The sequence below is a fragment of the Pseudothauera rhizosphaerae genome (assembly GCF_004801305.1).
Lineage (GTDB): Bacteria > Pseudomonadota > Gammaproteobacteria > Burkholderiales > Rhodocyclaceae > Pseudothauera > Pseudothauera rhizosphaerae.
Genome location: NZ_SSOD01000002.1, coordinates 59,422 through 82,203 on the forward strand (window position 1 = coordinate 59,422; position 22,782 = coordinate 82,203).

The 22,782-nt window shown below is 68.4% G+C and carries 28 protein-coding genes; 23 read left to right on the plus strand and 5 right to left on the minus strand.

The features are described 5' to 3' along the window. Positions 1-2 precede the first annotated feature (2 nt). The 7 genes from fliS to E6O51_RS02195 all read left to right on the plus strand — a co-directional run bounded on the left by fliS (position 3) and on the right by E6O51_RS02195 (position 3,958). Complete coding sequence (fliS, locus tag E6O51_RS02165; protein ID WP_136383343.1) at positions 3-407, plus strand: flagellar export chaperone FliS; 405 nt, start codon at positions 3-5, stop codon at positions 405-407. Between the two features lie 13 nt (positions 408-420). After that, a complete protein-coding gene (locus E6O51_RS02170; protein ID WP_136383344.1) occupies positions 421-747 on the plus strand; it encodes a flagellar protein FliT in 327 nt (108 codons plus the stop codon). Positions 748-783: 36 nt separating this feature from the next. Next, complete coding sequence (gene fliK, locus E6O51_RS02175) at positions 784-1,986, plus strand: flagellar hook-length control protein FliK (protein WP_136383345.1); 1,203 nt, start codon at positions 784-786, stop codon at positions 1,984-1,986. Beyond that, entirely contained in the window at positions 1,973-2,326 is a 354-nt protein-coding gene (locus E6O51_RS02180; protein WP_136383346.1) for an EscU/YscU/HrcU family type III secretion system export apparatus switch protein, read from the plus strand. The genes fliK and E6O51_RS02180 overlap by 14 nt, the downstream gene beginning before the upstream one ends. 109 nt (positions 2,327-2,435) lie before the next feature. Continuing rightward, entirely contained in the window at positions 2,436-3,209 is a 774-nt protein-coding gene (locus E6O51_RS02185) for a flagellar brake protein (protein ID WP_136383347.1), read from the plus strand. Positions 3,210-3,290: 81 nt separating this feature from the next. Continuing rightward, positions 3,291-3,581 carry a type II toxin-antitoxin system prevent-host-death family antitoxin gene (locus tag E6O51_RS02190; RefSeq protein ID WP_136383348.1) on the plus strand — a complete coding sequence of 97 codons (291 nt, stop codon included), beginning with the start codon at positions 3,291-3,293 and terminating at the stop codon, positions 3,579-3,581. Next, positions 3,578-3,958: a hypothetical protein gene (locus tag E6O51_RS02195; RefSeq protein ID WP_136383349.1), complete on the plus strand. Its 381-nt coding sequence runs from the start codon at positions 3,578-3,580 to the stop codon at positions 3,956-3,958. The genes E6O51_RS02190 and E6O51_RS02195 overlap by 4 nt, the downstream gene beginning before the upstream one ends. Before the next feature lie 72 nt (positions 3,959-4,030). Here the strand turns inward: E6O51_RS02195 and fliE are convergent, their stop codons facing one another. The 3 genes from fliE to E6O51_RS02210 all read right to left on the minus strand — a co-directional run bounded on the left by fliE (position 4,031) and on the right by E6O51_RS02210 (position 7,132). Beyond that, positions 4,031-4,357, minus strand: coding sequence for a flagellar hook-basal body complex protein FliE (gene fliE, locus E6O51_RS02200; protein WP_136383636.1), 327 nt, complete (start codon positions 4,355-4,357; stop codon positions 4,031-4,033). Positions 4,358-4,517: 160 nt separating this feature from the next. Further along, complete coding sequence (locus tag E6O51_RS02205) at positions 4,518-5,954, minus strand: sigma-54-dependent transcriptional regulator (RefSeq protein ID WP_136383350.1); 1,437 nt, start codon at positions 5,952-5,954, stop codon at positions 4,518-4,520. Next, on the minus strand, positions 5,951-7,132 hold the full coding sequence (locus E6O51_RS02210; protein WP_136383351.1) for a sensor histidine kinase: 1,182 nt from the start codon (positions 7,130-7,132) through the stop codon (positions 5,951-5,953). Before E6O51_RS02210 ends, E6O51_RS02205 begins: the two co-directional genes overlap by 4 nt. A 166-nt stretch (positions 7,133-7,298) precedes the next feature. Here E6O51_RS02210 and fliF point away from each other — a divergent pair, with 166 nt between their 5' ends. The 16 genes from fliF (at position 7,299) to E6O51_RS02290 (ending at position 20,516) form a co-directional block, all read left to right on the plus strand. Then, positions 7,299-8,963: a flagellar basal-body MS-ring/collar protein FliF gene (fliF, locus tag E6O51_RS02215; protein ID WP_136383352.1), complete on the plus strand. Its 1,665-nt coding sequence runs from the start codon at positions 7,299-7,301 to the stop codon at positions 8,961-8,963. Then, positions 8,960-9,964: a flagellar motor switch protein FliG gene (gene fliG, locus E6O51_RS02220; RefSeq protein ID WP_136383353.1), complete on the plus strand. Its 1,005-nt coding sequence runs from the start codon at positions 8,960-8,962 to the stop codon at positions 9,962-9,964. The genes fliF and fliG overlap by 4 nt, the downstream gene beginning before the upstream one ends. An 18-nt stretch (positions 9,965-9,982) precedes the next feature. Beyond that, a complete protein-coding gene (locus tag E6O51_RS02225) occupies positions 9,983-10,744 on the plus strand; it encodes a flagellar assembly protein FliH (protein WP_136383354.1) in 762 nt (253 codons plus the stop codon). Continuing rightward, a complete protein-coding gene (gene fliI / locus E6O51_RS02230; protein ID WP_136383355.1) occupies positions 10,741-12,147 on the plus strand; it encodes a flagellar protein export ATPase FliI in 1,407 nt (468 codons plus the stop codon). The genes E6O51_RS02225 and fliI overlap by 4 nt, the downstream gene beginning before the upstream one ends. 28 nt (positions 12,148-12,175) lie before the next feature. Next, positions 12,176-12,622 carry a flagellar export protein FliJ gene (gene fliJ / locus E6O51_RS02235; protein ID WP_136383356.1) on the plus strand — a complete coding sequence of 149 codons (447 nt, stop codon included), beginning with the start codon at positions 12,176-12,178 and terminating at the stop codon, positions 12,620-12,622. Positions 12,623-12,688: 66 nt separating this feature from the next. Then, positions 12,689-13,939, plus strand: a complete 1,251-nt coding sequence (locus tag E6O51_RS02240; RefSeq protein ID WP_136383357.1) for a flagellar hook-length control protein FliK — start codon at positions 12,689-12,691, stop codon at positions 13,937-13,939. Between the two features lie 93 nt (positions 13,940-14,032). Further along, entirely contained in the window at positions 14,033-14,596 is a 564-nt protein-coding gene (locus tag E6O51_RS02245) for a flagellar basal body-associated FliL family protein (RefSeq protein WP_136383358.1), read from the plus strand. A gap of 14 nt (positions 14,597-14,610) precedes the next feature. After that, entirely contained in the window at positions 14,611-15,624 is a 1,014-nt protein-coding gene (fliM, locus tag E6O51_RS02250) for a flagellar motor switch protein FliM (protein WP_136383359.1), read from the plus strand. Further along, entirely contained in the window at positions 15,617-16,102 is a 486-nt protein-coding gene (gene fliN / locus E6O51_RS02255) for a flagellar motor switch protein FliN (RefSeq protein WP_136383360.1), read from the plus strand. The genes fliM and fliN overlap by 8 nt, the downstream gene beginning before the upstream one ends. Before the next feature lie 162 nt (positions 16,103-16,264). Beyond that, positions 16,265-16,669, plus strand: coding sequence for a flagellar biosynthetic protein FliO (gene fliO / locus E6O51_RS02260; RefSeq protein ID WP_230976673.1), 405 nt, complete (start codon positions 16,265-16,267; stop codon positions 16,667-16,669). Beyond that, positions 16,666-17,418 (plus strand): flagellar type III secretion system pore protein FliP, encoded by a 753-nt coding sequence (gene fliP / locus E6O51_RS02265; RefSeq protein ID WP_136383361.1) that lies wholly within the window; start codon positions 16,666-16,668, stop codon positions 17,416-17,418. Before fliO ends, fliP begins: the two co-directional genes overlap by 4 nt. A 15-nt stretch (positions 17,419-17,433) precedes the next feature. Then, positions 17,434-17,703 (plus strand): flagellar biosynthesis protein FliQ, encoded by a 270-nt coding sequence (fliQ, locus tag E6O51_RS02270; protein WP_136383362.1) that lies wholly within the window; start codon positions 17,434-17,436, stop codon positions 17,701-17,703. Positions 17,704-17,712: 9 nt separating this feature from the next. After that, positions 17,713-18,501 (plus strand): flagellar biosynthetic protein FliR, encoded by a 789-nt coding sequence (gene fliR, locus E6O51_RS02275; RefSeq protein ID WP_136383363.1) that lies wholly within the window; start codon positions 17,713-17,715, stop codon positions 18,499-18,501. Positions 18,502-18,650: 149 nt separating this feature from the next. Then, positions 18,651-18,854: a ribbon-helix-helix domain-containing protein gene (locus E6O51_RS02280; RefSeq protein WP_136383364.1), complete on the plus strand. Its 204-nt coding sequence runs from the start codon at positions 18,651-18,653 to the stop codon at positions 18,852-18,854. Between the two features lie 127 nt (positions 18,855-18,981). Then, positions 18,982-19,734 (plus strand): MT-A70 family methyltransferase, encoded by a 753-nt coding sequence (locus E6O51_RS02285; protein WP_136383365.1) that lies wholly within the window; start codon positions 18,982-18,984, stop codon positions 19,732-19,734. A gap of 101 nt (positions 19,735-19,835) precedes the next feature. Further along, positions 19,836-20,516 carry a hypothetical protein gene (locus tag E6O51_RS02290; protein ID WP_136383366.1) on the plus strand — a complete coding sequence of 227 codons (681 nt, stop codon included), beginning with the start codon at positions 19,836-19,838 and terminating at the stop codon, positions 20,514-20,516. A 6-nt stretch (positions 20,517-20,522) separates the two neighbouring features. On the opposite strand, the gene E6O51_RS22175 is transcribed toward E6O51_RS02290, so the two are convergent. Together E6O51_RS22175 and flgL are read right to left on the minus strand one after the other, a co-directional pair. Continuing rightward, positions 20,523-21,536: an OmpA family protein gene (locus E6O51_RS22175; RefSeq protein WP_230976674.1), complete on the minus strand. Its 1,014-nt coding sequence runs from the start codon at positions 21,534-21,536 to the stop codon at positions 20,523-20,525. 20 nt (positions 21,537-21,556) lie between these two features. Beyond that, a complete protein-coding gene (gene flgL, locus E6O51_RS02300; RefSeq protein WP_136383367.1) occupies positions 21,557-22,777 on the minus strand; it encodes a flagellar hook-associated protein FlgL in 1,221 nt (406 codons plus the stop codon). Positions 22,778-22,782 lie beyond the last annotated feature (5 nt).

Genomic DNA, 22,782 nt, shown 5'->3' on the forward strand with positions numbered 1-22,782 from the left:
ACATGTTCGGCACTACCTCCCCCACCAACCGCGCCGCGGCCTATGCCCGCGTCGGCGCCGAAACCGGCGTCGAAGCGGCGTCGCCGCATCAACTGATCCTGATGCTGTACGACGGCGCACTGCTGGCCCTGCGCACCGCCAGCATGGCCATGGAAAGCAACGACATTCCGAAGAAGGGCGCGGCCATCTCCAAGGCCATCGACATCATCGCCAACGGGCTCAAGGTCAGCCTGGACCTGAACAATGGCGGCGAGATTGCTACCCGCCTGGACGCCCTGTACGAATACATGACCGACCGCCTGCTCTACGCCAACCTGCACAACAATCCGGCGGCGGTGGACGAAGTGGCCGGCCTGCTCGCCAGCCTGCGCGAGGCCTGGCAAGGCATCGCCGACCAGGTATCCTGATCGGAGCACTCCCATGCTGACCCCACAGAACGCCGCCCGCCTGCTCACCATCTATGAAGACATGGCCGTTGCCGCGCGGCACAACGACTGGGACCGCCTGGCCGAACTGGAACCGCAGGCGGCGGCCGTGCGCGCGGCCGACGACAGCACTCCACCCGGCGCTGCGGCGCTGCCGGAAGACAGCGCGCGTGCGCTGGCCGCGGTGATCCGGCGCATACAGGTTCTGGACGCCGAAATCCGCAGCCACGCCGAACCCGCCCGCGACGCCGCCCGCAAGCTGCTCTCCGGCGCCGTGCGCGACAACAACGTGCGCAAGGCCTACGGCGCCGTCGGACCGTAACGCCATCACGGCGGCCCGAGGCACTGGAGCGCAGCCATGATTCCCGCTGACCTCGCAGGCCGCCTGCGACTGCTCACCGAAGCGAGCTTCTTCGAGACCGAACCGCCGGTCCCGGGACTGCAGCGTGCCCGCGAGATCCAGGCCCAACTGCCGGACCTGCTGGCGGGGCAGCGCTTCACCGCGGCGCTGCAACGCATGCTGCCGGACGGCACCTTCCAGGCCATCGTCGCCGGCCGCCAGATCACCCTGGCCCTGCAACAATCGGCCAAGGCCGGCGACACGCTGGAACTGGTGGTCACCCACACCACACCGCGGGCGGTGTACGCCCAGTTGGCCGACCCAGCGGCGGCCACCGCCGCAGCCGGCGCCACCAATGCCGCCGCACGTCCCGAACTCAGCCCCACCGGGCGGCTGATCAGCTTCCTGCTCACCGGCCAGCCCGCGGCCGAACCGGCGGCCCTTGCCGGCGGCAAGCCCCTGCTCGCCGCCCCGCCTGCCGGCGGCGCGGTGCTCGCCCCGCTGCTGCGCCAGGCACTGGCCCAGAGCGGCATGTTCTATGAAGCCCAGCAGGCCCGCTGGCTGGCCGGCAAGGTGGATACGGCCGCACTGCAGAACCAGCCCCAGGGCCAATTGCCCCCCCAGGGACAGGCGGCGCCCCAGGCCGGCAGCGCCTCCGCACAGCAGAATGCGCCAGCCACGGCCCAGCAGTCCGCCGCGCCCGGCACGCCGGCGGCGCGGGCAGCGGATGCCGCCGCGGCTGCGGCGGGACAGGCCACCGGCACCGGACGCGCCGGGGGAGCAGAGCGCGCCGCCGCGCCTGCGGCTGCCGGTGAAACGGTCGCCCCCGCCCGCCTCACCGCGATTCCGGAACGCATCCTGCCGGTGGTCCACCAGCAGCTCGATGCGCTCGCCACCCAGCAATACGTCTGGCACGGCCAGGCATGGCCGGGGCAGGCCATCGAATGGCGCATCGAAGACCCCGACGGCGAACGGGAGGGCGACGGCAGCGGCGACGCGCGCGAATGGCATACCTCGCTGCATCTGACCCTGCCGCGCCTGGGCGGGGTGGAAGCGCACCTGTACCTGGGTGCCAGCGGGCTCGCCCTGCGCATGCAGGCCGAGGATGCCAAGGCCGCGCGGGCCCTGCTGGACGGCCGTCCAGCGCTGGAAAGCGCGCTGGAGGCGGTCGGCCTGGCGCTCACCGGCATGGTGGTGGAGGTGCCCGATGGCACCCGATGATCCGGTGCTGCCCAGCCCGCGCGGCGAAGCGGTGGCACTCACCTACACCGCCGGCGACGCCGCTCCGCGCGTGGTCGCCAAGGGCCGCGGGCTGATCGCGCAGGAGATCATCGAACGCGCGCGGGAGGCCGGCGTCTATGTGCACGAATCGCCCGAACTGGTGGCCCTGCTGATGCAGGTGGATCTGGACGAGCGCATTCCGCCGCAACTCTACCTGGCGGTGGCCGAACTGCTGGCCTGGCTGTATCGCATCGAGCAGGGCGACATGGGCGCACCGCCCCCGTCCAGACTGACGCTGCCCGAGCTACCGGCGACGGGCGGGCCACAGGGCGTGCGATGAGCAGTGTAACGGCCCGATTATCCGGTTCGCTTACCCGGGACGGGACCGAAGGCAATGCTATAGAATCCGCCCCTGCCCCATCGCGCATGGCCATCTGCCGGAACGCTGCATGACAATCGAGAACCACAACCGGGTCGAACTGCTCCGGTCCGACGACTTCGCCCAGTACCTGCTGCACGAACCCCGGCAGATCAAGCAGATACTGCGCGCGCTGGTGGACAACCGCGCTCTGATCACCACCTACCTCCCCTCCGGCAACCAGTCCTTCCTCACCGCCATGCTGGCGCTGATCGACGACGAAGAACGGCTGGTGTTCGACGCCAGCAAGGAAGGGGCGGTCAATCGCCGCGTCGCGGAGGCCGAGGAACTCATCTGTGCCACGCAAGTGGATGGCATCAAGATCCAGTTCCCCCTCGACGACATCCAGGAAGTCACCTTCGAGGGCCGCGACGCCTTCCTCGCCGCGCGCCCCGACCGCCTGCTGCGCCTGCAGCGGCGCGAGTTCTACCGCCTCGTCGCGCCCATCACCCACGCCCTCAACTGCGTCATTCCCCTGGCGCAGAAGGACGGCCCGCCCCGCCGCCTCGAAGTGCGCGTGCTGGACATTTCCGGCGGCGGGCTGGCCATCGCGGTGCCGGCGGACGAGGACGTCTTCAGCCCGGGCCGGGAATTCGGCGATTGCCGCATCACCCTGCCCGACTTCGGCGCCATCACCGTGCGCATCAAGGTGCGCAACCTGTTCCGCGTCACCAACCGCAACGGCGTCGAAGTCCTGCGCGCCGGCTGCCAGTTCGTGGACCTCCCCGCCAGCGCCAACAACCTGATCCAGCGCTACATCTTCAAGGTGGAACGGGACCGCAGCGCGCGGGAACGCGGGATGTGAGGGGGACGGCGGCTCCCGGATTTGCCTTGGGCAAAGGCTTCACTACAATACATGTACACGTATTCGTTAACGGATACTGCAATGAACATTCGTGCCCATGATGTCGTTCCCATCAGCGAAGCCCGCGCCCGCCTCACCGAGCTTGCCGAAGAAGTGGTCGGAGCCGGGGCCGAAAAGGTGCTTACCAAGAACGGCGCGAGCTTCGTGGCCCTTGTAGACGCCCGCAAGCTCGACTACTACCACGCGCTCGAAGCGGAGCACGCGGCGCTCGTGCTGCTCGACGAAGCGGAAACCGGCCTGCGGCAAGTGCTCTCCGGCGAGCGAATATCGGCCGCAGCCCTCATGGAGACGCTGGGCCAAGCTGACGAATGACCCTGCCGCAGCGGGCAAGGGTCGAGGCGGCGCCGAACTTCCTCGCCAACCTGGATGACGCCCGGCGTTTTCTCCGTGATCAGGACGAGACGACCGCCCAGGCACGATTCGGCAAGCTGCGTGGAGATCTCCGTGAAATGGTTGCCGTGCTCGCCTGGACACCGGCCGGCGGCCGGCCCGCTCGCTTCCTGTCCGCGCGTTCGGCGCAAGCCCGCCTGCGAGCAGCGCGCATTCAGGCACTGGCTGCCGAAGCAGGACTGCCATATCTGCGCGAATACGTGATCGGCCGGTACATCGTGCTCTATGCCCACTCGGCAACCGAAGTCGTGTTGCTGGCGCTCAAGCACGAGCGGCAACTGGGCTACTCCGTCACGTAACGAGACTTTCAGCCCGGCCATGCAAAACGCCGCCCGAAGGCGGCGTTGCATGGCCGTACGGCGACTGCCGCATCAGACCGGCATGTTCATGATGTCCTGATACGCGGTGACCAGCCGGTTGCGCACCTGGACCATCTGCTGGAAGGACAGGCTGGCCTTCTGCAGGTCCACCATCACTTCCTGCAGGTTCACGTTGGGATCGCCGGCCGAGAAGTTCTCCGCCATGGCGCGCGCTTCCTTCTGCGCACTGCTCACGTCCACCAGGGCGTTCTGCAGCACCTGGGCGAAGTCCACGCCCTCCGCACCCTGCGCTGCGCCGCCCGCGGCCGGCTTTCCGGCGGCGGTTTGCGACACCGAGCGCAGTTCGTTCAGTACTTGGTCGATTCCGCGGCTATCCATCATCTTCCCCCGGCTCGCGGGTTTGCTTGGTCCTCAGTCTAGCAGAGCAACCGCCATGCCACCACCACGGATGGCACGCGGACAGCCCTGCCGCCGACGATGCAGCGCCGGCGCACTCACCGGATAAGTAGCAAGATACGGGCCGATCCACCGGGCCGACTCAGACCTCGTAGCCTTCGTCCCGGTACTGCTGCAGCTTGTAGCGCAGGGTACGTTCGGAAATCCCAAGCTTTTCAACGGTTTTCTTGCGCGAGCCGCCGAACTCGCGCAACGTTGAGAGGATGTGCTCCCGCTCCAGGTCCTTCATGTTGGCTGGCCGCGCGGACGGCGCGGCGGCGACGGGCGGCAAGGGAGCGGCAATATTTGCCGCTGCGGCACTCGCCCACTGGACGGCGGGGGGCGCTTGCCAGGCCGGCGCGGCCGATGCGGGCTGCGCCGGCGCCGGCATCGACACTGCCGCCTCCCCGCTCCAGTGGGGCAGGCACAGGCGCACGGTCTCGGGCAGCACGCTGTCGCCGGTGGTCAGGATCAGCACGCGGTGCATGGTGTTTTCCAGTTCGCGCACGTTGCCCGGCCAGTGGTAGGCCTGCAGCAACGCTTCGGCCGCGGGCGAGATGTGGGCCTGGCGCTTGAGGCGTTCCCCGTGGCGGGCGAGGAAGTGGCGGGCGAGCGGCAGCACGTCGCCGGGGCGCTCGCGCAGGGCGGGAATGGCGAGCGGGAAGACGTTGAGACGGTAGTACAGGTCCTCGCGGAAGCGCCCGGCGGCGATCTCGCGCAGCATGTCCCGGTTGCTGGTGGCGAGCACGCGGATGTCGAGTTCCACCGGTTTCTTGCCGCCCACCCGCTCCACTTCCCGCTCCTGCAGCACGCGCAGCAGCTTGGCCTGCAGGCCCAGGGGCATCTCGGAGATTTCGTCGAGCAGGATGGTGCCGTCCTGGGCCTGCTCGAACTTGCCCGGCTGGGCGCTCTGGGCGCCGGTGAAGGCGCCCTTTTCGTAGCCGAACAGGGTGGCTTCCAGCAGGTTCTCGGGAATGGCCGCACAGTTGATGGCGACGAAGGGCCCGCGCGCGCGCTCCGAATGGTGGTGGATGTAGCGCGCGAACACTTCCTTGCCGGTGCCGGATTCACCGGTGAGCAGCACGGTGGCGTCGGTTTCCGCGACCCGCGCGGCGAGCGCGAGCAGGTTGCGGGTGTGGGGGTCCTCGGCCACGGTGTCGTCGGCCGAGGGCGGCACCGCGGCGTAGCGGCGCACGTGTTCGAGCAGCACGTCGGGCTCGAAGGGCTTCATCAGGAAGTCGCAGGCGCCGCCGCGCATGGCCGCCACCGCCTTGTCCACGTCGCCGTAGGCGGTCATCAGCAGCACCGGCAACTGCGGCTGGCGGCTGCGCACCTCACCCAGCACCTGCAGGCCGTCCATGGGCTGCATGCGCAGGTCGGTGACCACCAGATTGAAGCTTTGCCGCTCCAGCTCGGCCAGCGCCGCCGGGCCGCCATCCACGCCGGTGACGCCGTGGCCGGCCATCTCCAGCGTGAGGCAGACCGCGTCGCGCAGGGCTTCGTCGTCCTCGACGACCAGGATGTTGAGTTGTTCGATCATGATTCGGCCTTGCCGTCGGTGTCGTTGCCTGCGTCACCGGCGGGCAGCGGGACGCTGAGCGTGAAGGTGGAGCCCTTGCCGGGCGCGGATTCCAGCGCGATCTCGCCGCCGTGGGCACGGGCCACGCCGCGGGCGATGGCGAGCCCGAGGCCCGTGCCTTCGGCGCGGGTGGTAAAGAAGGGGTCGAACAGGCGCTCCTGCACCGCCGGCTCTATGCCGCGGCCGGTGTCGCGCACGGCGAACGCCACCTCGTCACCCGCCTGGCGCACGTGGCATTCGACCCGCCCGCCGGCTTCGGTGTGCTGGATGGCGTTTTCCAGCAGGTTGGTGAGCGCGCCGGCCAGCGCCTTGCGGTCGCCGTAAAGCTGCAGTTCGCCGCAGTCGCACTGGCTGGTGAATTCGACCTGGCGTGCGCGCGCCACCGGTTCCAGGGTGTGGGCGAGTTCGGCGGCCAGTTCGCACACGCCGAAATACTGCCGCCCCAGGCTGTCGCCGCGGGCGAACAGCAGCATGTCGCGGATCAGGCGTTCCAGGTAGCGCAGGCGCTCGATGGCCCGGTCGGCCACCCTGGTGCGCTCGGCGGGGCCCAGTTCGGGCTGGCGCAGGTTGCCGGTATACAGGAGCGCCGCGGCCAGCGGCGTGCGCAACTGGTGGGCGAGGCCGGCCACCATCTCGCCCATGGCCGCGAGGCGCTCGTTGCGCTCCGCGGTGAGGCGCATGCGGTGGGTCTCGGTGATGTCGTGCAGCAGCAGGATGCGCTCCTCACCGGACTCCAGCGCGGTTTCCGACACCGACAGGCGGCGCGGGCCGTCGGCCAGTTCGATGTTCAGTTCGCCGGGCGTCTCGGTGGCCTGCAGCGCGGCGGCCACCTCCACCCACCTGCGCCCGGTGATGCCGGTGCCGAACAGGATCTCTGCGGCGCGGTTGACCTGCACCAGCGTGCCGGCCCGGTCCAGCACCACCACGCCCGCCGGCAGAGCGCCCATGAGCACGGTCAGGCGTTCGGTGAGTTGCTCGACCCGCCCCTGCAGCCCGTTGTAGGCTTGGGAGAGCTCTTCCGAGGCGCGGCTGAACAGTTGGAAGGCTTCGGCCAGTTGCGCGGCATCCAGCCGCGGCGCGGCGCCCGCACTCGCCGGGGACGGCGCGGGATCGGCTGCGGAGTGCGGCTGGGTGGGCATCGACGGGGCTCCCGGACAGTTTTCCACGGCTGGCAGTCTAGCCGCCGCGGGGTGTATGGTAACCGGCAAACAGGCGGCAAAAAATGCCGCTTTTCCCGGCATCGGATTTGCGCGTGCGGGCAGACAATGCCGCCATCCGTCAAAGGGACCGCAACAGGAATCCAGCATGGCCACTGCAGACACCACCGCCGATGCCGCCGCGGGCGCCTCGCAGGCACCGGGCTCGCCGCTTCAGCAGGTCATCCAGAACATCAAGGCCCTCGACCAGCGCCAGAAGCTGGCCGCGGGGGCGCTCCTCGCCCTGCTCGTGGCGCTGGTGATCGGGGCGCTGCTGTGGAACCGGGAGCCGGCCTATTCCACGCTGTTCGCCAATTTCGACGAGCGCGACGGCGGCGACATCGTGGCCGCGCTGCAGCAGCAGAACGTGCCCTACCGCCTCTCGCCCACCGGCAACGCGATCCTGGTGCCTACCGCCCAGGTCCACGAGGTACGCCTGCGCCTGGCCGCCGCCGGGCTGCCCAAGGGCGGGCAGGTCGGCTTCGAGATCATGGAAACGCAGAAGCTGGGCGTTTCCCAGTTCCACGAACAGGTCAATTACCAGCGCGCCCTCGAAGGCGAGTTGTCGCGCACCATCCAGTCCGTCGCCTCGGTGGCCAGTGCGCGCGTGCATCTGGCCATGCCCAAGCAGACCGCCTTCCTGCGCGACGACCAGAAGCCGACCGCCTCGGTCATGGTCAACATGCGCCCCGGCCGGGTGCTGGACAGCGCGCAGATCGCCGGCATCGTGCACCTGGTGTCGTCCAGCGTGCCACGCATGGTCGAATCCGGCGTGAGCATCGTGGACCAGAACGGCACCCTGCTCACCCGCCGGCCCGACGACGACGGCCGGCGCGGGCTGGACCCCAAGCAACTGCGCTACATCGAGGAAGTGGAGGCGGGCTACATCCGCCGCATCGAGAACATCCTGACGCCCATGCTGGGCTCCGCCAACTTCAGCGTACAGGCCACCGCCGACATCGACTTCAACGAAGTCGAGCAGACCGCGGAAACCTACAAGCCCAACCCGGCGCCCGAACAGGCCATCCGCAGCCAGCAGATCAACGAATCCCAGGAGCGCGAAGGCGGCCCCCAGGGCGTGCCCGGCGCCCTCACCAACCAGCCGCCGGTGCCGGCGACCGCACCCATCACCGCACCGCCGGTCGACGGCGGCACCGGCGACAACGGGGTGACGCAGAAGACCCGTTCCGCCGTCATCAACTACGAGGTGGACCGCACCATCCAGCACGTGCGCCAGTCCCTCGGCCAGGTCAAGCGCCTGTCCGTGGCGGTGGTGGTCAACCACCGCAGCGAGACCGACGCCGACGGCAAGCGTGTGAACGTGCCGCTCACCGAGCAGGAGGTGGCGCAGATCACCCGCCTGGTACGGGAAGCGATGGGCTTCAATGCCGCCCGCGGCGACAGCCTGAACGTGGCCGCCAGTTCCTTCGTCACGCCCGAAGCGGCCCCGGTGCCGCCGTGGAAGGAACCGGAAGTGGTCGAGATGGGCAAGGAAGGCCTGCGTTATCTCTTCATCCTGCTGGCGGTGCTGATCGCCTACTTCGCCATCGTCCGCCCGCTGCTGCGCGTGGTGATGCCGCCCAAGCCGGAAGCCGAGGACGAAGAGGAAGGCGAAGAGGAAGACGCCGAGGTGAGCCTGTCCGCCGCGGCGCTGGCCGGTGAAACCTACGAACAGCGCCTCGAACGGGCGCGCGAACTGGCGCGCGACGAACCGAAGCTGGTCGCCGATCTGCTCAAGCACTGGCTGGGCGTGAACGAGGAGGGCCGCAAATGAACACGACGCCCGAACAAGGCCTGGAAAAGGCCGCCCTGCTGCTGCTGACGCTGGGTCCGGACGAGGCGGCCGAGGTGCTCAAGCACATCGGCCCGCGGGAAGTGCAGAAGCTCGGCATGAGGATGGCCACCCTGCCGCCCCAGCCCCGCAGCCGCGTGGAAGAACTGCTGGACGAACTGGAAGACCACGCGCGCAAGGGCGCGGCCATCCACGCCGACGAGGAGCAGATCCGCGAGATGCTCACCAAGGCCCTCGGCGACGAGCGCGCGGCGCATCTGCTGTCGCGCATGCTGAGCGGCTCGGACACCGCCGGCATCGAGAGCCTGAAGTGGATGGACGCACCCACCGCGGCCGACCTGATCAAGAACGAACACCCGCAGATCATCGCCACCATCCTGGTGCACCTGGAGTTCGACCAGGCCGGCGAAATCCTCAAGTATTTCCCGGAACGCCTGCGCAACGACGTGGTGCTGCGCATCGCCACGCTGGACGGCGTGCAGCCGCAGGCCCTCAAGGAACTCAACGACGCCCTCACGCGCATGCTGTCGGGCGCCTCGTCGGTGAAGAAGGCCGCCATGGGCGGCGTGCGCCACGCGGCGGAGATCCTCAACTACGTGGGCACCGCCGCGGAGACCGCGGTCATCGACAACGTGCGCGAATACGATCCGGACCTGGCGCAGAAGATCCTCGACGAGATGTTCGTGTTCGAGAACCTGATGGACATCGACGACCGCGGCATCCAGACCATCCTGCGCGAGGTGCAGTCCGATTCCCTCATCGTCGCCCTCAAGGGCGCCGCGCCCGAACTGCGCGAGAAGATCTTCAAGAACATGTCCAGCCGCGCCGCCGACATGCTGCGCGAGGATCTGGAGGCCAAGGGCCCGGTGCGCCTGTCCGAGGTGGAGGCCGAACAGAAGGAAATCCTCAAGATCGTCCGCCGCCTGGCGGAGGAAGGCCAGATCATGCTCGGCGCCAAGGGAGGCGAAGATGCCTTCGTCTGAGCCTGAACGGAGCGTGCGATGAGCATCTCGCGCCACCAGGCGGTGGGCGCCTACCGGCGCTGGGAGCCGCCCTCCTTCGACGAGCGGGCCGAGACGCCGGCGGTGGAAGCGCCGGCCGCCGACCCCGAACCGGACACCCCGCCCGCCGAAGCCGAAAGCCTGCTGCCGCCCGGCATCAAGCTGCCCACCGCCGAGGACATCGAGCGCCTGCAGGAGGCCGCGCGTGCCGAAGCCCATGCCGAGGGCCATGCGGAAGGCCGTGCTGCGGGCCATGCGGAAGGCCGTACCGAAGGCTATGCGGCCGGCCTGGAAGAAGGCCGCAAGGCCGGCTACGACGAAGGCCGCGCCCAGGCACAGGCCGAGGCCGAACGCTTCGCCGGCCTGGTGGGCGAACTGGATGCGGCCTTCGCCACGCTGGACCAGGGCGTGGCCGAGGAACTGATGGGCCTCGCCCTGGCGCTGACCCGCAAGATGGTGCGCGAAACCTTCGCCAGCCGCCCGGAGTCCGTCATCGACACCCTGCGCGCGGCGCTGCAGGAACTGCCGCAGAACGACACCCGCATCCGCCTGCACCCGGACGATGCCGCCCTGGTGCGCGACTACCTGGGCGACCAACTCGCCCACGGCGGGCACCGCCTGCTGGAGGACGACACGGTGACGCGCGGCGGCTGCTTGGTGGAAGCCGGCGGCACGCAGATAGACGCCACCGTCGAGACGCGCTGGCGGCGCATCGTCGAAAGCCTCGGGCGCAGCGAAACCCGGTGGGAAGACCCGGCATGAGCGTCCGGCTGGCCGACACCTGGCGGACCTATCTCGCGGCCAACCGCGCCATGGCCGACGACGCCCGCCCCTTCGAACTCTCCGGCCGCCTCACGCGCATCAACGGGCTGGTCATGGAAGCCGCGGGGCTCAAGCTGCCCCTCGGTTCCGGCTGCCGCATCATGGTGCCCGGCGGCGGCTCGGTGGAAGCCGAGGTGGTCGGCTTCCACGGCGAGAAGCTCTACATGATGCCCACCGAAGACGTCTTCGGGCTCGCCCCCGGCGCCCAGGTGCTGCCGCTGGAACACCCGCCCAACCGCCTCCAGCCCGGCCAGAATGCGCCCCACAACCGCCGCGCGGCGGACCGCGCCAAGCACCTGCCGGTGGGCGACGGACTGCTCGGCCGCGTCGTGGACGGCGCCGGCCGCCCCCTCGACAGCCTCGGCCCGCTGCACACCGCCCTCACCCGCTCCCTGCAGAGCCGCCCCTTCAACCCCCTGTCGCGCGCGCCCATCGCCGCGCCGCTGGACGTGGGCATCCGCGCCATCAACAGCCTGCTCACCGTCGGCCGCGGCCAGCGCCTGGGCCTGTTCGCCGGCTCGGGCGTGGGCAAGTCGGTGCTGATCGGCATGATGGCGCGCTACACCTCGGCGGACGTCATCGTCGTCGGCCTGATCGGCGAACGGGGCCGGGAGGTCAAGGAATTCATCGAGCACAGCCTGGGCCCGGAGGGCCTGGCCCGCTCCGTGGTGGTGGCGGCGCCGGCCGACACCAGCCCGCTGATGCGCCTGCAGGGCGCGGCCTACGCCACGACGATCGCCGAGCACTTCCGCGACCAGGGCAAGCAGGTGCTGCTGATCATGGATTCCCTGACCCGCTACGCCATGGCCCAGCGCGAGATCGCGCTCGCCATCGGCGAGCCGCCGGTCACGCGCGGCTACCCGCCCAGCGTGTTCGCGCGCCTGCCGGCACTGGTGGAGCGCGCCGGCAACGGCCCGGACGGCGGCGGCTCCATCACTGCCTTCTACACCGTGCTGGCCGAAGGCGACGACCAGCAGGACCCCATCGCCGACTCGGCGCGTGCCATCCTCGACGGCCACTTCGTGCTCTCCCGCGCGCTCGCGGACCAAGGCCACTACCCCGCCATCGACATCGAGCAGTCCATCTCCCGCGCCATGCACACCCTGGTGGGCGACGAACATTTCGATCTGGTGCGCCGCTTCAAGCAGCTCTTCTCCCGCTACCAGCGCTCCCGCGACCTGATCGCGGTGGGCGCCTACCAGCCCGGCTCGGACCCGCTGCTCGACACGGCGGTCGCGCTTTACCCTAAACTTGAGGCATTTCTGCAGCAGCGCATCGACGAACGCGAAAACTACGACGATGCGGTCGCCCGGCTGTACCAGTTGTTCGCCCAGCCGGCCTGATCCGCCGCCCCGTCCCAAGGAGTCCTGATTGAGCAAGCCCTCGCCTCTGCAGCCGCTGGCCGACCTGATGCAGACGCGCATGGACGACGCGGCGCGACGCCTGGGCGAGCTGATCGCCTCCGAGACCGAGGGCCGGCGCAAGCTGGAGATGCTGCAGGAGTACCGCGCCGAATATCACCAGCGCTTTCTCGAGGCGGCCGCCAACGGCATCGGTCCGGACGCCTGGCGCAACTACAGCGCCTTCCTGGGCAAGATCGACGAGGCCATCGCCGCGCAGCGCGGCGCGGTGGAACTGTCGCGCCAGCGCACCGTGCAGGGCCAGCAGGTATGGATCGGCCATCGCAACAAGGCCAAGGCCATCGACACCCTCACCCAGCGCCAGCACGCCGCGGAGCAACGCAAGGAAGCACGCCGCGAGCAGCGCCTGACCGACGAGCACGCCGCCCGCCGCTTCCACGGCCCGCGCGAGGAATAGGACCCGCCGGGGACTGGCATGCCGCTTGCTGATGATCTGGCGCACAAGCCAGAGAGGTAAGCCAACATGTCGTCACTGATCTCCGCCCAATCCCAGCTCAACGCCAGTTCGCAGACCGGGTTGCCGCCCTTCATGGCGCAAACGGCGCGCGACGGCCAGAGGGGCGACGACTTTTCGCACACGCTGCAGGGCCGCCTCGATGCGCCGCGCGAGCGCAGCTCCGAACGGGCGCCGGAACGCCCCGCCGAAGCGGGCGCGCAGCGAGAACCCGCCAGGACTCAACAGAACCGCCCGCCCCAAGCCGATCGCCAGGCAGAACGGGGCAAGGCGCACGATTCCGCGCGCAGCGAACCCACCGACGACACGGCCGAGGCAGCCTCCGAGCAGGCCGCCGCGGACACCGCGGAAGCGGATGCTGCGGCAAGCGCCGCCCAGACCGCCACGTCGGCAGCCGGCGGTGAACAGGCGGCAGAGTCCGCCACCGCCGCTGCCGCCTTGCCGGCAGCCCTTGCCGCCCTGCTGCCGGGCGCTGCCGACGAAACGGCCGCGACCGGCGAAACCGCCAAGGCCGAGCCGTCGCCCGTCCTGCCGTCCGGCGGCAAGGCCCGCCGCGCACCCGTCTCTGCGGATGACAGCAAGGGCAAAGCGCTGCAGAATGCGCTCCCCGACAAGGGTGCCGCCGCCGAGCGGGCTGCGGACGCGAGCCCGGCCAAGATCGCTTCCCTCACCGCCGAGCTTCAGTCCCGCGGCAGTGCTGCCGTTACTGCATTCACGGAGAGCCCGGCCAAGGCCATGCGGGCCCTGCAGGGCGAGCCGCCCACGGCGCTGCACAGCGTGTTCGCGCCGCGTGGGGCCAATCCGCTGCAGCCCGGGCCGCAGCTCCAGGTGGCGACGCCGGTGGGGCAGAACGGCTGGACCGAGGACGTGGGCTCGAAGCTGGTGTGGATGACGAACCGGGGCGAGTCCAAGGCCGAACTGGTGATCACGCCGCCCAACCTGGGCAAGGTGGAGGTGTCGATCAACATGAACGGCGAGCAGGCGAGCGCGCATTTCGTCGCCCACACACGGGAAGCCCGGGAGGCGCTGGAACAGGCGCTGCCGCGGCTGCGCGAGCTGATGCAGCAGGCCGGCGTGCAACTGGGCCAGACCAGCGTCAGCACCTCGGGCGAGCAGGGCGCGCAGCAGGATGAAGGCACGACCCGAGGCCGGCACGGGCGCGGCGGCGTCGGCGGGCTAGACGGGGCGGGCGGTACGGCCGCCGGCAGCAGTGGTGTATGGACGAAGCAGGGCCAGGGACTGGTGGACATCTTCGCCTGAAGCACGGAAATTGGGGCTGCTCTGCCCCACTTATCCACGCTTCGCGGTCGACGCCCCTGACCGATAATCGGAACGTGGAAAAAGGAGAATGGCATGGCCAAGGCGCCGGCGAAACCGGAAGTGGCGGCAACTGAAGCCCCCCCACCCAAGAAGAGCAAGCTGCTGATCGTGGTGCTGCTGATCGTGGTGCTGCTGTTCCTGGCCGCGGCGGCATTGGTCGGCGTGCTGCTGCTCGCCAAGAGCAAGGGCGGCGGCAATGCCGAATCCGCCGCCGCAAGCGGGGCGCCCGCCGTGCACAAGATCGACCTGTCCAAGCCTCCGGTGTTCGTGCAGCTCGAAACCTTCACCGTCAACCTCGCCCGCGAGGAGGGCGACCACTACCTGCAGACGGTGATCGTGCTGCGCGTGGCGGACGCCACCGTGGGTTCCCAGGTCAGCGGCTTCATGCCCGAGATCCGCCATCGCATCAACCTGCTGCTGTCCAGCAAGACGCCGTCCGAAGTGGCTACGATAGAGGGGCGCGAACAACTCGCGCGCGAAATCCTTGCCCAGGTCAACAGCGCGCTCGGCTTCAACCCGCCGCCCGGTGCGGTGCCGGGCATGGTGCCCGCCGCGCCGGTGCAGGGCGTGCTGTTCAACTCGTTCATCATCCAGTAACGGGACAGACCACCATGTCCGCGGACTTTCTCTCCCAGGATGAAGTTGACGCCCTGCTGCGGGGCGTCAGCGGAGAGTCCGACGAACCCGAGGCCGACGAAAGCGAGGCCGCCGGCGGCGTCAAGCCGTACAACCTGGCTACCCAGGAGCGCATCGTGCGTGGGCGCATGCCCACCATGGAGCTCATCAACGAGCGCTTCGCCCGCTATCTGCGCATCGGCCTGTTCAACTACATGCACCGCAACACCGAGGTGTCGGTGGGGCCGATCAAGGTGCAGAAGTACGGCGAATTCGTGCGCAACCTGGTGGTGCCCACCAACCTCAACCTGATCACCGCCAAGCCCCTGCGCGGCACCGGCCTGGTGGTGTTCGACCCCAATCTGGTGTTCCTGGTGGTGGACAACATGTTCGGCGGCGACGGCCGCTTCCACACCCGGGTCGAGGGGCGCGACTTCACCCCCACCGAGCAGCGCATCATCCAGGGCATGCTCGACGTGGTGTTCGCCGAATACGGCAAGGCCTGGGCGCCGGTGTTCCACATCGAGATGGAATACGTGCGCTCGGAGATGAATTCCCAGTTCGCCAACATCGCCACGCCGTCGGAGATCGTCGTGTCCACCAGCTTCTCGCTGGAGATGAGTGGCGCGCAGGCGGAGATGCACATCTGCTTCCCCTACTCCATGGTCGAGCCGATCCGCGAGATGCTCTACTCGACCATGCAGAGCGATCATCTCACCCAGGACAAGCGCTGGATCAACCTGTTGTCCCGCCAGTTGCAGACCGCAGAGGTGGAACTGGTGTGCAACCTGGGCCAGTCGCGCGTAACCCTGCGCGACATCGTGAACATGCGCGTGGGCGACGTGATCCCGCTCAACGTGTCCGATCTGGTGCAGATCGAGGCGGACGGCGTGCCGGTGCTGGAAGGGCACTACGGCGTGTTGAACGGCCAGTACGCGATCAAGGTGGAACGCTTCCTCGCCCCAGACGAAGCCGAATCCACGCCGATACCGGGAGCCCAAAATGGCTGAGAACCAAACCGAAGACGACCAAATCACCGAAGACGACTGGGCCGCCGCGATGATGGAGCAGGCCGCGTCCGAATCCGGCAGCGCCGACGCCGAAGCCGCCCAGGTGGCGGCCGACCTCGCCGCCGCCGCGGCCGAGGGCGAATCGCCCTACCAGGCCAAGCCGGCGAGCCATTTGTTCCCCGATTTCGGCACCCCCGGCGCGCGCAGCGGGACCATGAACGATTTCGACATGATCCTGGACATTCCCGTGCAGATCACCGTCGAACTCGGCCGCACCAAGCTGTCCATCCGCAACCTGCTGCAGCTCGCCCACGGCTCGGTGGTGGAACTCGACGGACTGGCCGGCGAACCCATGGACGTGCTGGTCAACGGCACGCTGATCGCCCAGGGCGAAGTGGTGGTGGTGAACGACAAGTTCGGCATTCGCCTCACGGACATCATCACCCCCGCGGAACGCATGCGGAAGATCCGCAGCTAGACGACCGGTTCCGCAGCTTGCGCCGCAAGACGCAAGCTGCGGCGAAGCGCCGGCCTACGACAAAGGGCCGAATAACCCCGCTTTTCCCCACCTGTTCCGGCCGCGTGCATGCGCGGCCGGCGCTTATCCTTGGGCCATCGTCCGTAAGCCGAGCCCAGTGCGATGCGCCTCGCCCCCGCCCTCCTGTTCCCCCTCGCCGCGCCGGTCCTGGCGCAGGTCGAAAGCCCCGTGCCGGATGCCGGCACCAGCCTGGTCCAGATGCTGTTCGGGCTCGTCGTCGTCATCGCCATCCTGCTCGCCACCCTGTGGGCCCTCAAGCGCCTGTCCGGGCCGCGGGGCGCGGTGGGCCAGTTGCGGGTGCTCGGCGCCACGTCGGTCGGCCCGCGGGAGCGGGTGGTGCTGGTGGAACTGGGCAAGAAAGTGCTGGTGCTGGGCGTGGGCCAGGGCAACGTGCGCACGCTGCACGTCATGGAGGCCGACGAACTGCCCGCCGCACCGTCCGCTTCCGAAGGCCGCCCCGACTTCTCCGCCTGGCTCAGGCAATCCGTCGAACGCCGCCGGTCATGAGCACCACCTTGCGTCCTCTCCACCTGCTTGCCGGCCTGCTGCTGGCCGCCGGCCCCCTGGCCGCGCTCGCCCAGGCGATGCCGGCCATCACCGCCGCACCGGCCCCCGGCGGCGGCACCAGCTACAGCCTGAGCGTGCAGACGCTGCTGCTGCTCACCTCCCTGTCCTTCATTCCCGCCGTCGTGCTGATGATGACGAGCTTCACCCGCATCATCATCGTGCTCTCGCTGCTGCGCACGGCCCTGGGCACGCAGACCTCGCCACCCAACCAGGTGCTGCTCGGCCTGGCCCTGTTCCTGAGCTTCTTCATCATGTCGCCGGTGGCCGAGAAGGTATACGTGGAGGCCTACCAGCCCATGGCCGAAGGGCAGATCGGCTTCGACACGGCGCTGGAACGCGCCGCCGTGCCCATGAAGACCTTCATGCTCGCCCAGGTGCGGGAGCCGGACCTGTCGCTGTTCGCCCAGCTGGCCAAGGTGCCGCCGGTGGACAAGGCCGAGGACCTGCCCATGCGCGTGGTGGTGCCGGCTTTCGTCACCTCGGAGCTGAAGACCGCGTTCCAGATCGGCTTCATCATCTTCATCCCCTTCATCATCATCGACATGGTGGTGGCCTCGGTGCTGATGTCCATGGGCATGATGATGATGAGCCCGGTCATCGTCTCGCTGCCGTTCAAGATCATGCTGTTCGTGCTGGTGGACGGCTGGACGCTGCTGGTCGGCTCGCTGGTGCGCAGCTTCGCGCTTTAGGAACGGAACGCCGCCATGACCCCCACCGCCGTCATCGATCTGGGCCGCCAGGCCGTGGAAGTGGCGCTGATGATCTCCGCGCCGCTGCTGCTCGCCGCGATGGTCACCGGCCTGCTGATCAGCATCTTCCAGGCCGCCACGCAGATCAACGAGATGACCCTGTCCTTCGTGCCCAAGGTGGTGGTGATGTTCGTCACCCTGGTGGTGGCCGGCCCCTGGCTGCTCACCAAGCTCACCGACTTCATGCGCCGGCTGTTCGAGTCCATCCCCGGCATGATCGGTTAGCGGCCCGTCATGCTCAGCTTCACCTACGACCAGATCGCCACCTGGTTCGCGGGCCTGATGTACCCGCTGGCCCGCCTGCTGGGCATGTTCGCCAGCGCGCCGGTGTTCTCCAACCGCGCCGTACCCGCCCGCCTCAAGCTCGCCATCGGCCTGGGCATCACCATGGCCGTGGTCGCCGCCCTGCCCCCCCAGCCGTCCATCGACCCCGGCTCCTACATGGGCCTGCTGGTGCTGTTCTGGCAGATGGCCATCGGCGTGGCCATCGGCTTCATGATGCGCCTGGTGTTCGCCGCGGTGGACATGGCCGGTTCGCTGGTGGGCATGCAGATGGGCCTGTCCTTCGCCGTGTTCTTCAGCCCCACCACCGGCGGCCAGACGGCCGTGCTGTCGGAATTCCTCGGCCTCGTCGCCACCCTGCTCTTCCTCGCCATCAACGGCCACCTGCTGATGGTGGACCTGCTGGTGCGCAGCTTCGAATGGCTGCCCATCTCCACCACGCCGCTGGCCGCCGGCGGATGGCGCTACATCGTCCAGTACGGCAGCATGGTGTTCGCCATCGGCCTGCTGCTGTCGCTGCCCATGCTGACCGCGCTGCTGGTCACCAACATCGCCCTGGGCATCCTGACCCGCGCGGCGCCGCAACTGAACCTGTTCGCCATCGGTTTCCCCATTTCCCTGGCCATGGGCATCATCGTGCTGATGCTGGGGATGAACTACCTGGGCCCGGTCATCCTGAGTTTCTTCGAGCGCGGCTTCGGCGCCATCGACGCCATGCTGCAGGCGCTGGTGCAGGTTTAGGCCGTTCCAGGGGGGCGCGGGCTGTGGTCCTGGCCAAAGAATCCTCTCTTGCTCCGGCGCATAGACTGTATAAAATTACATATATCAACAACTTCCCATTGTTACACTGTTAGTGCATAGTTCGTGCTGCGTCATTATGGGGATGCAGGATGGAGCAGACTAACTTCACTTGCCGTGTCGATGCCGACCTGAAGCAAGCCTTCCTTCGGGCGGCCAAGGCAAACGACCGGCCGGCTTCGGTGCTGATTCGCGATTTCATGCGGGAGTACGTTCAGCGGTCGATGCAGGGGCAGCAAGCCAGCCTGCCCTTCGAGCGACTGGCATCCGGCCAGCAGGGACTGCGTGCCGAGTGAGGCGGCGCATCCAGGCGCGATGAACTCGGAGTAATGAAGGCGGCAGGCCAGTCGGCGGCAACCGACGGACCTGCCTGACCATGACCCGCCTTTCGAGGAGGCGAAACAATGGCTGCGAACACTTTACATGACGAACGAGCGGGAAGCGGATCTGGACAACGATGCCGAGACCGAGGAGCGGGAAGCCGATACGGCACCATCCGAAGCGGGCCAGGATCTGCTGAAACTGCATGGCGGCAAACGGTTTTCGACCATCCTCGCGGACCCGCCGTGGCAATTCCAGAACCGGACGGGGAAGGTTGCGCCGGAGCACCGCCGCCTGTCCCGCTACGGCACGATGAACCTGGCTGAAATCATGGCCCTGCCGGTCGAGGAACTGGCGGCCGACACGGCGCACCTGTATCTGTGGGTGCCCAACGCCCTGCTGCCCGAAGGCATCAAGGTGCTGGAAGCCTGGGGCTTCACTTACAAGAGCAACCTGGTCTGGCACAAGGTCCGCAAGGACGGTGGCCCCGATGGCCGCGGAGTCGGTTTCTACTTCCGAAATGTCACAGAGCTGGTGCTGTTCGGCGTGCGCGGCAAGAACGCCCGCACGCTGCAACCCGGACGCACGCAGGTCAATTACCTGGCGACCCGCAAGCGCGAGCACTCGCGCAAGCCGGACGAGTTTTACGACATCGTGGAGTCGTGCAGTCCGGGGCCTTACCTGGAACTGTTCGCGCGCGGTCCGCGCGAAGGGTGGTCGGTGTGGGGCAATCAGTCCGAGGACTACTACCCGGACTGGCCCACGTACTCCAACCACTCCCAGGCCGAGAACCGCGAGAGTTCGAGCGGCGGACAACTATCGATCGGCCTCACCGTTTCACCTGTCCCGGATTGAAGATCAGGGCTTCCACAGCTATCCATTAAAGAATCATGGGGTCAGGATGAGGTATCCCGGTTTCCATGGTTCAACGGCCACAGTCACGGGGAGACGACGCAATGAGACCGGGTACCGCCACCGCCCTGCTTGCCGGGCTTCTCTTTCTCTCCACGGCCTCGGCCCAGGGCGACAGGCCAATCTACATTCAGTTCAACAAGGCAACGGACGAGATCCATACGATCCTCCGCAAGACACCGAAGCCCGCGCCAAAAGACATGATGCAAATCTCCAACATCGCGTGCAATGCGCTGCGCATGTTGCTGGAGAAAGAACCGCGCTTCAAGGCGGACATCGAGGCGCTGGCGGCGGCCGGGATCGAGAATCAGGCCCATCACAGACGGTTGGCCGACGATGTCCTGTTCTTCCTGGATTCCTTCATTGAAGAAGAACACCACTATCTCGTGCAGTCGGGGATATCCCCCGATTCTTCCGCCGACATCCTCATTGCGGCGGCGCTGGTACGATCCGCGTTGCGCGAGCCCCCCTCCGCGAACACCGTATACGCGGACATCCTGAAGCTCCGCGACGAGGTCTGCCGCGTGGCGCGGGCGGTCACTGAGTCTGAGGCGGACAAAGATGCATACGAGGCCCGCAAACGGACGATCAAGCGCTGGGCACTCGGCCTGGGCGGTGTGTCGCTCATCACAGCGGACGCCCTGTTCGCGGTTCCTTCGGGGGGCACGGCGTCGGCGTCGTTCGCGGTCGGCGGCGCTTCCGTAGGTGCAGCGATCTCCCAGTAGGTGGGCTTACCGGCTGCCGATCACCTCCACTTCCACGTGGCGGTCCGGCTGCAGGCAGGCGATCAACTCGGAACGGGGGCCGACGCCGTCGCAGGCGTTGCCGGTGAGCGGCCGGCGTTCGCCCTTGCCCTGGGTGTAGATGCGGTCGGCGTCCACGCCCCGGCTCGCCAGGTAGTCCTTGACCGTGGCGGCCCGGCGCTCGGACAGGCGCTGGTTGTAGGCATCGGAACCCAGGCGGTCGGTGTGGCCGACGGCGAGGATCAGGTCCAGATTCAATCCCCGGGTGCGGGCGGCGAGTTGGTCGAGCTGGGCGCGGCCCGCAGGTCTGAGCACGGCCTTGTCGAAGTCGAACAGGGTGTCGGCGGACAGCCTGACCTTTTCGGCGTTCGCAGGCTGGGACCGGGACTGGGCCAATGCGGGCATCGGCGCCGACCCGGCTGCCGGGAGAGGCAGAGGCGCCAGCGTCGATGCCTGGGCGAGCGGTTCCGGGGCAGCGTATCCTGCCTGCGGCGCGATGCCGCCGTCGCCCTGGAGGCCGACGGGGAACTGGCGCGAGCCGACCAGGCGGATCTCGCCTTCGGCCATGCGGCGCGCGAGGGGGCGCTGGGAATCCATGCCCTCCTCGTAGCGCAGGATGTCGAAGCCCGCGTGGCCGCCTTGCGCCGCCAACTGGCGGGCGGCGCGCAGGAACACCTGGCGCGCCTCGCCCTCGCCGCCGGTCACCAGGCGCTTCATGCGCAGGTCGAGCTGCCAGGTGTCCTCGCCGGTACGGGTGGCGCCGATCTGCCAGTTGGGCGTCAGCGGATCGTGGATGGCGTAGGCGATCAGCCCGCCGCTGATCAGGGTGGAGGTGGCGATGCCGACCTCGGAGGCTGCCTTCCTGATCAGGTGCACGCCGCCCACGGCACCGGCGGCGTTGCCGCCGTGCTCGGCCAGCCGGCGCCCGGTTTCGTTGTCCAGCGTGCTGGCGCAGGCGGTGCTCAGCACGGCCGCGGCAAGCGGCAGGAGGATACGGCGCATCACACTCTCCCCTTTTCCGCTCACAGATAGTTGAACAGCGACAGGCCGGACACCTTGAGGAAGGACTGCTGCGCCGCCTGCAGGTAGGTCTGCTGCTGCGCCAGCCGCGACAGGGCTTCGACGAAGTCCACGTCCACCAGGTCCGAGATCGATTCGCTGTATTGCAGGTTCAGGTCGTCGCCCAGGGTCTGGATGCTCTGCGCCTCGACCAGTTGCGAGCCGATGCGGGCACGGGTCTTGAGGACGTTCTCCAGCGCGGCGTCGATGTTCTGCAGCCCCACGGCCACCGCGCCGCCCGCCATGCCGGACGGGCCGGGGCGTTCCAGGGCATCGATCAGCATGCCCAGGTTGTCGAACACGTTGGGCGAGGAGGCGAACACCTCGAAGGCGTCGCCATCCTCGGGCGTGCCGCTGGCAAGATTCAACTCGAAGCCCAGCGCCGCGGTCACCGCCGGATCGTCGAGGGCGGTCACGCCGGTGGCCACCGGAATCCGGTCGGCCACGTCGGGCCGGTATTCGTAGATGTCCCAGGTGGGCGGATTGACGCCGTCGTCGTGGTAGGTCACCTCGTAGCGCCGGCCGAGCAGGCTGACGTCCGCCGGGTCCGTCAGGGTGGCGCCGAGGGCCCCGTCGCCCTGGTTGGCGAGGCCGGCCGGGGTGGAGATCAGTTCGTCGCCGAACGCCCGCGTGCTGCCGAAGACGTCCGAACCCGGCAGGCTCACCGGCATGTAGCGCGAGGCCGAAACCTGAATGGTCTGGGTGCCCTGGTCGCCGTTGTAGCTCACCCCGGCCAGATTGCCGGTAAAGGGCTGTTCGTTGGCCTTGTAGCCGGAGAAAAGGTAGTCGCCCATGCCGTCCTTGCTGTTGGCCAGCGCCAGCAGCGCCTCGAACTGGGCACGCAGGTCGGTGGCCACGTAGCTCAGGTCGGTTTCATCGTAGACCCCGTTGCCCGCCTCCACGGTCTTGGTCCGCACGTACTGCAGGATGTCGGTGACGCCCGTGAGCTTGCTTTCCAGCAGGCCCATGCGGTCTTCGGCGTAGCCGGCATTGACCATGAACTGGGCGTTGACGCCTTTCGACTGGCCGATCTCCAGCGCGCGCGCGGCGGCGATGGGGTCGTCCGCGGGCGTGAGCACGCGCTTGCCGGAGGACAGTTGCTGCTGGGTGCGCAGAATGTCGCTCCATTGCTGCTGCATGGAGCCGACACCCTTCTGGTAGATCATGTTGGACGAGATGCGCATGGCGG

Coding starts and splice junctions, on each gene's coding strand:
- fliE (WP_136383636.1), bottom strand. CDS start 4,357: ATGGATAGCCGCGGAATCGACCAAGTACTGAACGAACTGCGCTCGGTG.
- fliF (WP_136383352.1), top strand. CDS start 7,299: ATGGCCACTGCAGACACCACCGCCGATGCCGCCGCGGGCGCCTCGCAG.
- E6O51_RS02180 (WP_136383346.1), top strand. CDS start 1,973: ATGGCACCCGATGATCCGGTGCTGCCCAGCCCGCGCGGCGAAGCGGTG.
- fliQ (WP_136383362.1), top strand. CDS start 17,434: ATGACCCCCACCGCCGTCATCGATCTGGGCCGCCAGGCCGTGGAAGTG.
- E6O51_RS02210 (WP_136383351.1), bottom strand. CDS start 7,132: ATGCCCACCCAGCCGCACTCCGCAGCCGATCCCGCGCCGTCCCCGGCG.
- E6O51_RS02170 (WP_136383344.1), top strand. CDS start 421: ATGCTGACCCCACAGAACGCCGCCCGCCTGCTCACCATCTATGAAGAC.
- fliS (WP_136383343.1), top strand. CDS start 3: ATGTTCGGCACTACCTCCCCCACCAACCGCGCCGCGGCCTATGCCCGC.
- fliR (WP_136383363.1), top strand. CDS start 17,713: ATGCTCAGCTTCACCTACGACCAGATCGCCACCTGGTTCGCGGGCCTG.
- E6O51_RS02290 (WP_136383366.1), top strand. CDS start 19,836: ATGAGACCGGGTACCGCCACCGCCCTGCTTGCCGGGCTTCTCTTTCTC.
- fliG (WP_136383353.1), top strand. CDS start 8,960: ATGAACACGACGCCCGAACAAGGCCTGGAAAAGGCCGCCCTGCTGCTG.
- E6O51_RS02190 (WP_136383348.1), top strand. CDS start 3,291: ATGAACATTCGTGCCCATGATGTCGTTCCCATCAGCGAAGCCCGCGCC.
- flgL (WP_136383367.1), bottom strand. CDS start 22,777: ATGCGCATCTCGTCCAACATGATCTACCAGAAGGGTGTCGGCTCCATG.
- E6O51_RS02245 (WP_136383358.1), top strand. CDS start 14,033: ATGGCCAAGGCGCCGGCGAAACCGGAAGTGGCGGCAACTGAAGCCCCC.
- fliP (WP_136383361.1), top strand. CDS start 16,666: ATGAGCACCACCTTGCGTCCTCTCCACCTGCTTGCCGGCCTGCTGCTG.
- fliI (WP_136383355.1), top strand. CDS start 10,741: ATGAGCGTCCGGCTGGCCGACACCTGGCGGACCTATCTCGCGGCCAAC.
- fliM (WP_136383359.1), top strand. CDS start 14,611: ATGTCCGCGGACTTTCTCTCCCAGGATGAAGTTGACGCCCTGCTGCGG.
- fliN (WP_136383360.1), top strand. CDS start 15,617: ATGGCTGAGAACCAAACCGAAGACGACCAAATCACCGAAGACGACTGG.
- E6O51_RS02280 (WP_136383364.1), top strand. CDS start 18,651: ATGGAGCAGACTAACTTCACTTGCCGTGTCGATGCCGACCTGAAGCAA.
- fliO (WP_230976673.1), top strand. CDS start 16,265: ATGCGCCTCGCCCCCGCCCTCCTGTTCCCCCTCGCCGCGCCGGTCCTG.
- E6O51_RS02185 (WP_136383347.1), top strand. CDS start 2,436: ATGACAATCGAGAACCACAACCGGGTCGAACTGCTCCGGTCCGACGAC.
- E6O51_RS02205 (WP_136383350.1), bottom strand. CDS start 5,954: ATGATCGAACAACTCAACATCCTGGTCGTCGAGGACGACGAAGCCCTG.
- E6O51_RS02225 (WP_136383354.1), top strand. CDS start 9,983: ATGAGCATCTCGCGCCACCAGGCGGTGGGCGCCTACCGGCGCTGGGAG.
- E6O51_RS02240 (WP_136383357.1), top strand. CDS start 12,689: ATGTCGTCACTGATCTCCGCCCAATCCCAGCTCAACGCCAGTTCGCAG.
- E6O51_RS02285 (WP_136383365.1), top strand. CDS start 18,982: ATGACGAACGAGCGGGAAGCGGATCTGGACAACGATGCCGAGACCGAG.
- fliK (WP_136383345.1), top strand. CDS start 784: ATGATTCCCGCTGACCTCGCAGGCCGCCTGCGACTGCTCACCGAAGCG.
- E6O51_RS22175 (WP_230976674.1), bottom strand. CDS start 21,536: ATGCGCCGTATCCTCCTGCCGCTTGCCGCGGCCGTGCTGAGCACCGCC.
- E6O51_RS02195 (WP_136383349.1), top strand. CDS start 3,578: ATGACCCTGCCGCAGCGGGCAAGGGTCGAGGCGGCGCCGAACTTCCTC.